The 12,676-nt window shown below is 35.1% G+C and carries 14 protein-coding genes, 6 tRNA genes and 1 rRNA gene; 4 read left to right on the top strand and 17 right to left on the bottom strand.

Annotated features, from left to right (window positions below; translation table 11 throughout):
- Positions 1-11: 11 nt before the first annotated feature.
- Complete coding sequence (gene tagD / locus H628_RS0102935; RefSeq protein ID WP_027825122.1) at positions 12-398, top strand: glycerol-3-phosphate cytidylyltransferase; 387 nt, start codon at positions 12-14, stop codon at positions 396-398.
- Between the two features lie 30 nt (positions 399-428).
- On the opposite strand, the gene H628_RS0102930 is transcribed toward tagD, so the two are convergent.
- The 9 genes from H628_RS0102930 to H628_RS0102890 form a co-directional block, all read right to left on the bottom strand.
- Positions 429-1,130: a GntR family transcriptional regulator gene (locus H628_RS0102930; protein ID WP_027825121.1), complete on the bottom strand. Its 702-nt coding sequence runs from the start codon at positions 1,128-1,130 to the stop codon at positions 429-431.
- A gap of 77 nt (positions 1,131-1,207) precedes the next feature.
- Complete coding sequence (locus H628_RS0102925) at positions 1,208-2,320, bottom strand: hypothetical protein (protein WP_027825120.1); 1,113 nt, start codon at positions 2,318-2,320, stop codon at positions 1,208-1,210.
- Between the two features lie 120 nt (positions 2,321-2,440).
- Positions 2,441-2,512, bottom strand: a tRNA-Gln gene (locus tag H628_RS0102920).
- Between the two features lie 6 nt (positions 2,513-2,518).
- Positions 2,519-2,600, bottom strand: a tRNA-Tyr gene (locus tag H628_RS0102915).
- Positions 2,601-2,685: 85 nt separating this feature from the next.
- Positions 2,686-3,558 (bottom strand): lactate/malate family dehydrogenase, encoded by an 873-nt coding sequence (locus H628_RS0102910; protein WP_027825119.1) that lies wholly within the window; start codon positions 3,556-3,558, stop codon positions 2,686-2,688.
- Positions 3,559-3,655: 97 nt separating this feature from the next.
- Positions 3,656-3,727: transfer RNA gene (locus H628_RS0102905), tRNA-Gln, on the bottom strand.
- 83 nt (positions 3,728-3,810) lie between these two features.
- A complete protein-coding gene (locus H628_RS0102900) occupies positions 3,811-4,380 on the bottom strand; it encodes a histidine phosphatase family protein (protein WP_027825118.1) in 570 nt (189 codons plus the stop codon).
- Positions 4,381-4,483: 103 nt separating this feature from the next.
- Positions 4,484-5,212: an aggregation-promoting factor gene (gene apf, locus H628_RS0102895; protein WP_027825117.1), complete on the bottom strand. Its 729-nt coding sequence runs from the start codon at positions 5,210-5,212 to the stop codon at positions 4,484-4,486.
- Between the two features lie 237 nt (positions 5,213-5,449).
- Positions 5,450-5,773, bottom strand: coding sequence for a DMT family transporter (locus H628_RS0102890; protein ID WP_027825116.1), 324 nt, complete (start codon positions 5,771-5,773; stop codon positions 5,450-5,452).
- A gap of 70 nt (positions 5,774-5,843) precedes the next feature.
- Here H628_RS0102890 and H628_RS0102885 point away from each other — a divergent pair.
- The 3 genes from H628_RS0102885 (at position 5,844) to H628_RS0102875 (ending at position 7,561) form a co-directional block, all read left to right on the top strand.
- Positions 5,844-5,916, top strand: a tRNA-Thr gene (locus H628_RS0102885).
- A 60-nt stretch (positions 5,917-5,976) separates the two neighbouring features.
- Positions 5,977-6,050: transfer RNA gene (locus H628_RS0102880), tRNA-Arg, on the top strand.
- Between the two features lie 131 nt (positions 6,051-6,181).
- A complete protein-coding gene (locus H628_RS0102875; RefSeq protein WP_027825115.1) occupies positions 6,182-7,561 on the top strand; it encodes an amino acid permease in 1,380 nt (459 codons plus the stop codon).
- A gap of 42 nt (positions 7,562-7,603) precedes the next feature.
- Here H628_RS0102875 and H628_RS0102870 read toward each other — a convergent pair whose 3' ends face one another.
- The 8 genes from H628_RS0102870 to rrf form a co-directional block, all read right to left on the bottom strand.
- Positions 7,604-8,770: a CPBP family intramembrane glutamic endopeptidase gene (locus tag H628_RS0102870; RefSeq protein ID WP_162139503.1), complete on the bottom strand. Its 1,167-nt coding sequence runs from the start codon at positions 8,768-8,770 to the stop codon at positions 7,604-7,606.
- 35 nt (positions 8,771-8,805) lie between these two features.
- The gene (locus tag H628_RS0102865; protein WP_027825113.1) at positions 8,806-9,015 is read right to left on the bottom strand and encodes a hypothetical protein; all 210 of its coding nucleotides are present in this window, start codon (positions 9,013-9,015) and stop codon (positions 8,806-8,808) included.
- A 120-nt stretch (positions 9,016-9,135) separates the two neighbouring features.
- The gene (locus tag H628_RS0102860; protein WP_027825112.1) at positions 9,136-9,501 is read right to left on the bottom strand and encodes a DUF956 family protein; all 366 of its coding nucleotides are present in this window, start codon (positions 9,499-9,501) and stop codon (positions 9,136-9,138) included.
- A gap of 1 nt (position 9,502) precedes the next feature.
- Positions 9,503-10,417 (bottom strand): PTS system mannose/fructose/sorbose family transporter subunit IID, encoded by a 915-nt coding sequence (locus H628_RS0102855; protein WP_027825111.1) that lies wholly within the window; start codon positions 10,415-10,417, stop codon positions 9,503-9,505.
- Between the two features lie 21 nt (positions 10,418-10,438).
- A complete protein-coding gene (locus H628_RS0102850; protein ID WP_027825110.1) occupies positions 10,439-11,242 on the bottom strand; it encodes a PTS mannose/fructose/sorbose transporter subunit IIC in 804 nt (267 codons plus the stop codon).
- A 14-nt stretch (positions 11,243-11,256) separates the two neighbouring features.
- Positions 11,257-12,252, bottom strand: coding sequence for a PTS sugar transporter subunit IIB (locus H628_RS0102845; protein WP_027825109.1), 996 nt, complete (start codon positions 12,250-12,252; stop codon positions 11,257-11,259).
- 130 nt (positions 12,253-12,382) lie between these two features.
- Positions 12,383-12,455, bottom strand: a tRNA-Asn gene (locus H628_RS0102840).
- Positions 12,456-12,468: 13 nt separating this feature from the next.
- Positions 12,469-12,585, bottom strand: a 5S ribosomal RNA gene (gene rrf / locus H628_RS0102835).
- Between the last annotated feature and the right edge of the window lie 91 nt (positions 12,586-12,676).

The raw sequence follows: 12,676 nt of genomic DNA, 5'->3' as shown, positions 1-12,676 counted from the left end.
GGAGCATTAATATGAAAAAAGTAATTACATATGGAACTTTTGATTTATTACATTATGGCCATGTTCGCCTATTAAAGCGTGCCAAGCAATTAGGTGACTACTTAATCGTCGGCTTATCAACTGACGAATTTAATGAATTTAAAAAGCATAAAGAAGCATATAATAGCTATGAAGAACGTAAATATATCCTTGAAGCTATCAAATATGTCGACGAAGTTATTCCAGAAAAAGATTGGGACCAAAAGATTAAAGATGTCCAAAAATATGATATCGATACTTTCGTCATGGGCGACGATTGGAAGGGAAAATTTGACTTTTTAAAGCCATATTGTGAAGTAGTATATCTTCCTAGAACTCCTGGTATTTCAACCACTAAAATTAAAGAAGATCTCAAATAAAAAAGCCGGTTATCAAACCGGCTTTTTTATTTATCTTGAAAATGTAAATTCAAATCTTTCAGCAACATAAGAAGCTCTAGTATATTCAAATGGTCTTCCATCTGTCAAAGTAGTTACTTGTCTCCGCGTAACTAAGGCATCTCCGCGATGAATCTTTAAGTAGCGCGCATCATTTTCATTAGCAACACTAGCGCCAATTTTTTCCATTACACTATCAATCTTATATCCACCTTTTTCTTCCAAGGTCTTATATAAGCTAGTAGATATATCGCTTTTTGAAAAGTCCTTCACCAATACTTCTGGAATTGCCACTACTTCAAAGCAAATAGGTACATCATCAGCATAGCGAATTCTTTCCATTCTTAAGACATTATCATGATCTGAAATATCTAAACGCTCTTTTTCTGACAGAGATGGTTTGGTAACTCGATAAGATAGTAACTTACTTGAAGGTTTCTGGCCATTTGCTCTCATAATTTCAGTGAAACTCATAACGCCAGACATTTTTTCTTGGACCTTTTGACTAGCAACAAAAGTACCACTCCCAAGCCTTCTTTCAAGGATTCCTTCATCTTCTAGTGTTTTTATTGCTTGTCGAAGGGTCATTCTTGAAACGTTGAAATTCTCAGCCAATTGACGTTCTGAAGGTATCTTTTCACCAACGTGATAAACTTGATTTTCGATATCACGTTTTATCTTATTATGGATTTTAATATAAATCGGTTCTTGCATATAAACACCTCTGCTAGTTACCCTTACAGTCATGAATATATTATATAGCAAATTGGTCTAGATTTCATCTAAGCTAATTAGGACTTTGCATTCCACCTTAAACCCAAAATGCTGACATTATTTCGATTACTGCATTCCACATCAACTTGAACTTGATTACTTGCTAAAATATTTGCACGCATAATTGCATTATCCTTAACTGCTAGAACGGCAGAATTAGGATTTATCACAATATCATGGCCAATAAAGTTACCATTTCCACTAACAGCTAAGAAGAATTCAAACTCTTCTGAACCATTGAAAATAGACTTATTAGCATCAATACAAGCTTCATCTTGGATATCAACATGACTATTAAAGATTGAATTAGCCATTGTGATTTTTGTTTGCCCTACAGCCATTAAACGATCAGCCTGGCAATTTTGGAGCATCCCTTTAACTTCTTGATCAAGATACATACCGCCCAAGACCTTGCTATTAGTAATATTAAGCCAGACCTTCTCACTAGCTCCCATAGCATTGTCATCTTTACTTGTGACAACACTATCTAACATATTTATCCAAGTTTGCCCATTTAAGTAAAGGTAGGTCATGATCGTATTATTAACAACAAGTTCAATATTACTGTTAGAAAAAGTATTTAAACTACCACGAACTTCTGAATTATTTAAAATTGCGGTTCCTCTACCCTCAATTGCTAAAGCACAAAATTCTTTAGAAGGATAATCAATGATTGAATCATTCATTTCAAGGCGAAAATCGCTATTTTCAAAGAAAGAAATACTACCATTGATAACTTGACTAGAATAAAGTTCAACTGTGCATCGACCATTTAATGCTAAAGCTGCAGTATCACTGTTAGAAGTCTTAACAATTACACCTCGTAAAGTTAAGTAAGTGTCAGCATCAGGTGGGATGAATAAGGCATTATGATCAGTATTGGATTCAAGTGCTAAATTTTCTAAAGTAACATAACGACTATCGCTAGAAACACTGATATGTCCCGTCAACTTTGTGTCATCAGGACTACTACCCATTCCTTTTATAGTCACATCACACAAATCAAGTCCTTGTCCTAACTCATAAAATCCTGGCTCAAGTAGCAAGATATCATCAGCTCTTAAATTCTTAAGCGCATCTTTCCAGTCAATTTCACCACCACCAGCTCCAACCTTGACATATCTAGGCAAAAATCTCACATCCCTTATTCAAATACCATACAACTTTATCAAATTAGCATAAATAAGTAAAAAAAAACGCTCACCTAATGGCGAGCTATTTTTTTCGGGTTGGGTGTTCATAAAACACTATTGGGTTAACTGGATTCGAACCAGTGCATGACGGTACCAAAAACCGTTGCCTTACCACTTGGCTATAACCCAATCAAGTGGAGGAGAGTGGATTCGAACCACCGAACTCAGGGAGAGCGGTTTTACAGACCGCCGCGTTTAGCCACTTCGCTACTCCTCCGAAATGTTACTTAATTATGATATCTAATTTGCTCCAAAAATGCAAGGGGAAAATCAAATTTTTTTGTAACATTGTATAGAGTGGACTAGTCGATTTTAGTTAAATGCTCTTTAATCAGCGCCACAGCTTCTTGCAAGCGTAATTCTTCATCACTTGATAGGCTTAACTGCGCAATCTTTTCAACACCATGCTTTCCTATTACTGCAGGAAAACCTAAATAAATTCCGTATTCTTCAACATATACAGAACAAACTGTATAAAAATGCTCATCAGTTAAAACCGAACGCACTAATTCCATAGCTGCACTAGTTACTGCCCAATTAGTAAAACCTTTTCCACCAATTAATTTTTCAGCATTTTCCTTTGCTTGTTTAGCAATTTCAGCCTGCTCATTTTCTGAAAAGTCGTGATTGACAGTAGACCACGCAATAAAGTCACACAAACCGTGCTCTCCTAAAACGAAACCACCAATCTGCTTACTATTAAGTTTTAGCTTCTCACTAATTACGCGACGCAAACGAACACTATCTAGCATCGTACCAATACCAAATACTCTATTTTTTGGAAGTTCTGTAGTTCGCTGTAAAACGGTAGTAATTACATCACATGGGTTAGCAATATTAATAATTACACCATTAAACCCACTAGCTTTAATCTTTTCACCAACACTACGGGCATTTCGACTATTAATTGCTAATTCTTCACTACTACTTGTAACCTTAACACCAAAGCCAGCAATAATTACGTCTGCTTCGCCTAGCTTATCCCAATCACCATAGTAAACCTTTACTTCATGTTCATTAACTGGCAAGGTATCAAGTAAATCAATAGCTTCAGCTTGCATCTTTGCTTCATTAACATCTAACAAAACAATTTCATCACAATAGCCATGAGTAAATAAGTTAAATGCAGCAGTAGCTCCTACATTACCTAATCCAATAATCCCAACTCTTCTCATCGTCATGCTCCTTTAGCTAATAATAATTTATTATACTCTGAGTTATATTTTATTAGAAAGAAAAAAGCTCTGAATCACAAGATTCAGAGCTAACATATTGGGTTAACTGGATTCGAACCAGTGCATGACGGTACCAAAAACCGTTGCCTTACCACTTGGCTATAACCCATCCATCTGCTGAGCTTTTACTTGTCGCTCAACAAATAATATATTACCCAATCTCTTAATTTAAGTCAAGAAAAAATTGGATTTTTATTTAACTTTTTTAGCAGGCCAATATTTTCCCGCTAATTCAGCCTTTTCTCCATTGAAAACTAATTTTGCAATCGCACAATTTTCAAAGTGAAATTGACTTTCTGGAAATAAATCTCTCACATATAATCCCAAAATAGCACCATGTCCTACGATTAAAGCAGTTGCATCATCATTAAGTTGAGATAATATGTAATTCATCGCCCGCTTCATTCTATCAATTGCTAAAAAATCTTCTTCCATTACTGGATCATGATTTGCACCATGATTCCAAGGTAAGGTGATTTCATCTTGCCCTTCATAAATCCCATACCATTTTTCACGCAAATCCTTCAATCTAGTATATTCTAGTTGCTTTTGCGTAATTAATTCTAAAGTATCTGATGCACGTTCTTGGGTTGAACAAAATGCTTTTTCAAATTTAATATTTTTTGCCCTAAAGAATTCACCTGTTGCTTTAGCTTGAGTCTGCCCCAATGGAGTTAATGGTGAATCCACCCTGCCTTGAACTTTGTGATGATAATTAAAAAAAGTTTGGCCATGTCTAACCAAATAAATTGTTTTTGTCATCCTAAATCCTCATTTACTACAATATTTCTAGTTATTCATACTACCATATTTTTAAAAGAAAAAAGTTCTCCGAAGAGAACTTTTTCAATGAAATTATTTAATTCTAGTACCAACCATTTGCTTGCCAGAATGCCTTAGCAGCAGTCCATGAACCATAACGAGTCTTAACATAGTTATCGGCAACTTTTTCTTGGTTTGAAGCTGATAAGTCACCATTTAAGTAGCTAAGTGATAATTGGTATTTACCATAGTATTGACCGTTTTGAGCAGTGTATGAACCACCAGATTCCTTGTTTGCAATCCAAGCTTTAGCTTCTGCTTCAGAACCAGTTGCAGTTGAAGTGTATGAACTAGTTGAAGTAGTTGTTGATGTTGATTGATTTGAGTATGAGTTGTAGTTATTAGTAGTTTGTTGACTAGCGCCTGCTTGGCTGTATCCGCCTGAAACAGCTTGTGAACTAGCTACTTGTTGTGCATTGTATGCTACATATGGATTAACTGTGTGGTAACCAGGCTTAGTCCATTTAGCTTCTATCCATTGACCACCACCAAGGTCATACCACTTATTACCATTTTTATCATATGCAGTTTGAATTACTTTCCAACTAGTAGCGTGTTGAAGTTTCTTATCATTCTTTAATTGAGGGTTATCAGGGTTATCCCAAAGGGCAATTCCGTAACCTGGAACATAGTTAATAGTTACTACGTCTGTATCATTTTGAGTTAAAGTTGCAGCTTGTGCATGAGTTGTCTTAAAGTTAGCGGCAAAAACGCCTGCAGTTGTAATTGCAGCAACTGCCATAAATTTCGTAAATAATGAATTCAATTTAATAGACTTGGTTTTCAAGAATAATCTCTCCTTTAAATAAATCATTGTCTTTCAATTGACAAGTTATATATTAGCAGGAGATTTTTTCAGTCAAGTTACGGACCAGTAGATATAATATTAAAAATAAATCCATTTATATTACATTCTGAAATATTTGTAATATCTAAAAAAGCTAGTAATATTACTAGCTCTAAGGAAAAGCTGAATTTTTCACTATTACAAAATTTAGAATCAATTACATTAGTTAACTTTAGTAGTAAGGTTTAAAATAATAATTCCTACTATTATAAGAACAAGAGCCAGCACTGTTAACGGCTTTACTTCTTCTTTCCAAATTAGCAATCCAATTAAGGTCGTTACTATTATTCCTACGCCAGACCAAATTGCATAAGCCACGCCTAAATCCACCATTTCTAAACACTTGCTAAAGAAATAGAAACAAATAGCATATGCTATTAATGCAGCAACTCCTATACCTAGTTTACTAAAACCTTGTGATAATTTTAAAAGAGTGGTCCCAATTAATTCTCCAATAATTGCAACCGCTAAATAAAAATACCCCATCTTTATTCCTCATTTTCTATTTCAATATAATTGCCAGTAGATTGTTTTTTTGCTATACTTCTTTTGTTAAGCTGATTTAGCTCAGTCGGTAGAGCATCTCCCTCGTAAAGAGAAGGTCGCCAGTTCGATTCTGGCAATCAGCATAAGTAATGCTTCATTACTTATTAATATTACATTCTTTATAATATAACTGTATATGAAATGCACCCTTAGCGCAACTGGATAGAGTGTCTGACTACGAATCAGAAGGTTGTAGGTTCGAGTCCTACAGGGTGCACATCCCAAGACCTAGATTTTTCTAGGTTTTTTTGTTATATTCATATTCTTTTTAATTAAATTCATTGATAGTTTCAGGTATAATGGTAGATATGGTTTAATTACCATATTTTGTTAAGAAAGGGAGACTTGATGAAAAAAGAAGAAAAGACGAATACAACGCAAACTGGTTATCGTCGAACACTCAGCAACTCACATATCCAATTGATTGCTCTAGGAGGGACAATTGGAACTGGTCTATTCTTGGGTGTTGGAGATAGCATTCACCGAGCGGGCCCTTCTGTAATCTTGATTTTTATTATAGTAGGTTTCTTTCTTTTCCTACTTATGCGTGCACTCGGAGAATTAATTTTATCTGATTTAAAAAAGCATACGTACATTGAATTTATTGAAAAATACCTTGGAAAAAATGTTGGCTTCATTAGTGGTTATCTTTATTGGATAAGTTGGCTAACTTTAGCTATGGCTGAGTTGACAGCTCTGGGGATTTATTTTGAATATTGGTTCCCGCATTTACCTACTTGGCTGCCAGGGTTAGTAACAATGGTTGTATTGTTAATCATTAATCTAATTTCTGCTAAAGTTTTTGGTAATTTAGAGTTTAGTTTTGCAATTATCAAAATTCTCACTATTTTAGCATTCGTAGTAATGATCGGCTACTTCTTATTAGTTGGTGAGTCAACGAAATACGGAGATATTTCATTAACCAATTTAAATGCCGGTGGTGGTTTCTTTGCTAAAGGAAGTCATGGCTTCTTGCTTGGCTTTCAAATGGTAATTTTTAGTTTTATTGGAGTTGAGTTAATCGGTTTAACTGCTGCTGAAGCTCAAGATCCCAAGAACACCATTGCTCGTGCAATTGACCAATTACCAATTAGAATTATTCTATTTTATGTGATTGCTATCGTTGCCATTTTAGTTGCTATCCCTTGGCCTAAGATTTCTACTACTAGCAGTCCATTTGTTCAAGCATTAAGCGCAACTGGGATTAAGAATGCTGGTTCAATTATTAACTTTGTTGTTATTAGTGCTGCAATCTCATCTACTAACAGTTTCTTATACAGTGCTGGTAGATTGTTATTCTCAGTCAACTTTGATGGAAAGTCTAAATGGTCAAAGACATTTGGTAAGCTATCCAAAACTCAAGTGCCACGCAACGCTTTGATTTTCTCATCATTGATTATTGCATGTGCTCCATTAATTACTTTGATTATTGGAGATTCGGCATTCACTTTTATTTCTTCTACTTCAACTAGTATGTTCTTGATTATTTGGGCAATCATGATTTTAACCCATATTCGTTACCGTAAAGAAACAGCCAATGAAGATTTGAAATCATTCCAAATGCCATTATTCCCATATCTAGATTACTTAGTTTTAGCATTCTTCATTGCAATGATTGCTTTACTACTATATTTAGATAAATTTAGGATTCCAATGATAGCTGCATTAGTAACTTTCGTAATCTTATACAGCATTACAAAGTTTGTTCGAGAAAAGAATAATAATTAATACAGAATAAAGACGCATGTTCTAAAACTTGCGTCTTTATTTTTATCTTCTCTTGACCATTCGATTGGCTGTATCGTTTAACCTACTTGAAAAGGCAGGAACTTTTAAGAAGATAATCAAAATAATTAATGCTACTAGCCATTTGATCATCAGATAGATATAACCATTACTATTATCACTTAAAAGCATCCCTTGAGCTAATGGTGTACCTGAACTCACTAGCCAATCAAAAGCCATATGAATTAACCACACTAGCCATAACTTACCAGTATATAAATAAATTAAAGCCATATAACAACCGAAATCTATGGTATTAAGGACAATCACAATAATGCGATATCTCACTTCTGAATCAAAAATCCAGCTATAATGGGCAAGCGAAAAGATTATCATACTTGCAATAATTGAAAATAGTAATTTATGCTTGTTGTTTTTGAAAAAGATTAGGAAAGTAAACAAACTCAAATATCGAACTACTTCTTCTATTAAAACACCGCCAAAAGCCGAAAAAGTATCTTTTATATAACTTGAATAACTAGCCATTGGCATTGATAAATCAATATAATCTAGATTCAAATTAAAAATTTCATTCCAATAATTTGCCTGATGAATGCTGACTTCAAAGATTACAATCGTTATAGTAGTTGCTAACAGAAGAAAAGCTCCCAACCAATAAGTTAAATTTAAATTCTTCACTTTGAAGTGAAAGCCAAAATAATATCTCCACTCTTTGAATAAGTACCAAACTATTCCAGTGTACAATCCTGCAAAAAACAAATAGTAAATCAACATGGAAACTTCATTATTATTAACCATATATCCAGAGCGTATCCACGGATTTAACCAAACGAGGGTGATAAAGCGCCACCACATATTTTTCATCTTAGTGAAAGATACAAAAATCAGTGGTAATAAAATTATGGGTAGTAGTAAAAGATCTAATATAAAAAGTTCCCAATGATAGTCAGGTAAAAAATGTGCAATAAGTTTAAGAAAGCTTTCAAAAGTAAAGCTAAAAAGCACATTAATCACTACAACATTCCAAATATGATAAAAAATGAACTTTTTAAAATTAATCAAAATACTCAAAAAGGCAATAATTGAAATCCCAACTCTAAACCAGGTAAATTCTATTCCTAAGTTAACTAAACTTAGAAGTGCACTCACCAGGAGTTCAACTTGAAATACCTTCTCTACTCTCACTTTCATCTTCATTCACCCACTTTTTAAATAAGGAATACTGATTAATTACGCCACCAATAAGACTTGCTATCAGAGTCAAAATACCCTACACTACCATTCGTTCCTTCGCCTGCAGGAATAATCCGATTGTAACGATGGTCATCAAAGAGACTAACTTTTACCTTCAATTCAGATGCATGAACAGGTTTTGCAGTAGTAGCCAAACCTACAAATGACAAAAATACAGTAAATACTAAAAATAATTTTTTCATTTTTATTCTTCTCCCAAATTATTAATTTTATATTAATGATAATACAAAAATATTAATTATCAACATTTATTTTTAATTTTTGTGCAAAAAAAGTCCACACCCTAAGGTATGGACTTTCTTTTATTTATGACCTAATAGTCGAAGTTTAACTTTCTGCCAATAGCTCAAAGCTCTTCTTAAATGATCTGCAGGAAGATATTTTGTCATTGCTTTTAAACAGCGATGTGGTTCCTTAACTGAAAAAATGAAATTACCATTCTTTCTAGTTCTAATTTCAAATCTAGGGATATATTTTCCTTTGAAATGAACAGCAGCCACAACGTAGGTTACTTCTTCCCAAGGAATTTGAATATAATCTTGAATGTTTTTTTCATTATAGAATTCAAATCCTTTATTACCAATCATTACTTTACCATAACAAGGAACACCTCTCTGCCAAGTAGCAGACATCGTTAAATCGACTTGATTATTAATTGCTTGTACCATCTTATAGCAAACCAATTACGTGACCAGCAATACCTACAATAAAGATACCGATGATAATAATAATTGGAGAAACCTTCTTCTTTAATAAGTACATACATAAGAATGTAAGTAGAAGTGCTGCAAGACCTGGAATTAAGCTATTAAGGTTATCTTGTAAAGTAGTTACCTTGCTACTAGTTAGTGATAACCCTTGACTTTGCTGGATCAATGCTTGTTGGATTGCCTTTACACCCTTTGGTAAAGCATTCCAATCAATGTAAGCACCCTTTTGAAGTGGAGAAGTAGAAACTATAGGCTTGAAATTAATCGTTACCCAACGCTCAATCAAGGCACCTAACACAAACATACCCATCATTGAGGCTCCACGGGTAACTTTCCCCATCAAACCACCAGATAAGTCTTTGGTAATTTCTGAACCAACGCGATAACCAAATTCTTGTGAATACCACAAGAAAGCAATTCTAATTAAGTTCCAAACAATGAAGAATAAGATTGGCCCTAAAATGTTGCCTTGAGCAGCCAAGCTGGCACCAAGAGAACCAATAATTGGGCGAACTGTGTACCAAAATACTGGGTCACCAACACCAGCTAGAGGTCCCATCATACCAACCTTAACACCTTGAATAGCTTGGTCTTCAATTTCCTTACCATTTGCTTTTTCTTCTTCAAGTGCCAATGTAACACCGAGAATAGGTGAAGCTAAATATGGGTGGGTATTAAAGAATACCAAGTGTCTTTGTAGTGCTGCTTTTTGATCTTCTTTATTTGGATAAAGCTTACGAAGAGCTGGAATTAATGAGTAACACCAACCACCATTTTGCATTCTTTCATAATTCCAAGATCCTTGAAGCAACATGGAACGCCACATAACTTTCAAGCGGTCCGATTTAGTTAAATGGATTTTGTTTTCTGCCATTTTAATATTCCTCCTTAGACCTTAATAATTATCAAGAATATCTCCTAATGGATCACCTGTGCCATTAGAACCTGAATTGTTTTTGCTTGAGCCATTACTTTCAAGAGCTAAGTACATTAAAGCAAGAGCTGCACCAATTGCACCGAGAGCAATTAAGGTTAAGTCTTTAATTGCTGCTAAGGCAAAACCGATAGCGAAAAATGGCCAAACTTCTTTACTTGCCATCATGTTAATAACCATTGCATAACCAACAGCCACAACCATACCACCACCAATGGTCATACCGTCTGATAACCATGCTGGCATAGCTGAAAGCCAAGCTTTAACAAGAGAAGATGGAATTGCAAGCAATAAAGCTGCTGGAATTGCAATTCTTAAACCTTGTAATCCAGTAGCAATCAATTGCCACATACCAATAGCTCTAAAGTTTGCCTTTTCAGCTTCTTTATCCATAATATGTGAAATTGCAACGGCAAGGGTACGAACAATCATAGTTAACCCTAGTCCGGCAACAGCTAAAGGAACAGCAATACCAATAGCGGTACCAATTTGCTTTTCACCCAAGTTGCCTTGAACCATGATAATTGCTGAAGCAACACCAGCTAATGCAGCATCTGGTGCAACTGCGGCACCAATGTTAGCCCAACCCATTGCAATAAATTGTAAAGAACCACCTAACATGATCCCTAAGGTAAGATGACCTGTTACTAAACCAATCAACGTACATGAAACGATTGGTTGATGGAATTGCCACTCATCCAAAATACCTTCCATACCAGCTAGGAAAGCAATGAATACAACCAGAATCATTTGAATAGCATTCATAAATCTATTTCCTCCTACTTATTTTGTTCGTCAAGTAATTTCTGTGCCTTACTTAAAATTGCATCCATATTTTCTGGATTATCACTTGGCACTTTACGAACATCAAATTTAATTCCCTTTTCTTTTAACTTCTTAAAAGTATCAACATCTTTTTGATTCATTGATAAAACACTATTGGCGTTTACTTTACCAACTGCATATGACATTGAACCAACGTTAAGAGTATCAATTTGAACACCATCTTCAATTGCTTGAAGTGCATCTTCAGGATTTTCAAAAAGAAGTAATGCTTTAGTTGCTCCAAAACGAGGATCTTTGTCAACTTCAGCCATTTTCTTGATAGGCACAATATGTGCTTTGATACCAGTAGGCGCAGCTTCTCGAATCATATTCTTACGTAAATCGTCTTTAGCTACATTATCACTAACAACAATAATACGGTCAGGATTCATGGCTTTTGACCAACCAGTAGCAACCTGTCCATGCAATAGCCGTGAATCTATTCTTGCCAAAACATACTTAATATGGCCATCACCTAAAACAGTGCCTTCAGGAATATCACCTTGAACTTCTGCAGGTTTAGCTTCTTCTTTTACAGTTGATTTAGGAGCTAATGATTCAGGCTTAGTTTTAATTCCCTCTTTAGCAGGATTGATAATTGCAGTAGCTATTTCCTTGGCAGATTCAACACTAAAGCGTTGAGTCAAAGCTTCAATTACCATAGGCAAGTTAAGTCCTGTTACTATAGACCAATTACCACCATGTTCTTCTAACAACTTGTTTGCTTGATTAAATGGCGTACCACCCCATAAATCTACTAAAAACAAAACTTCATCCTGATTATCAAAAGATGCAATTACATCTTCCATTTTCTTACGAACATCATCAGGTCCTTCATCGGGCTTAAGAATTGCTGAGCCGAAATTAGTTTGCTTTCCAAAAATCATTTCAGCAGACTGAGAAATCCCCTCAGCAAAGGCGCCATGACTAGCTAGAACTATTCCAACCATCATGCTTCCTCCTTCCAAAAAATTGAATACCCTTACATTTTACACTATTTACACATTTAAGTTAACTGTTACCGATAACATAAAAAAAGTAAACAAAAAAAGACAGGCCGTAGGGTCTGTCTTTCGTTTGCTCCGGTTGCCAGATTCGAACTGACGACATCTTGATTAACAGTCAAGCGCTCTACCAACTGAGCTAAACCGGAATATTAAAAAAGAGCGTGGCAGCTACCTACCCTCGCAGGCAGTTTCCCACCAACTACTCTCGGCGTGAAGAAGCTTAACTTCTGTGTTCGGCATGGGTACAGGTGTATCCTTCTTGCTATCGCCACCGCACTCTTTTTTGAGCTTTTACGCTCAAAACTGAATTTCAACCAACTAAAAACCTTGCGCTTTGGTCAAGTTCTCGACTGATTAGTACTGGTCC

The sequence above is a fragment of the Lactobacillus psittaci DSM 15354 genome (genome assembly GCF_000425905.1).
In the GTDB taxonomy this organism is placed as follows: domain Bacteria; phylum Bacillota; class Bacilli; order Lactobacillales; family Lactobacillaceae; genus Lactobacillus; species Lactobacillus psittaci.
Note: the sequence above shows the minus strand (reverse complement) of the source record. Positions and strands in the feature narration are given on the sequence as shown.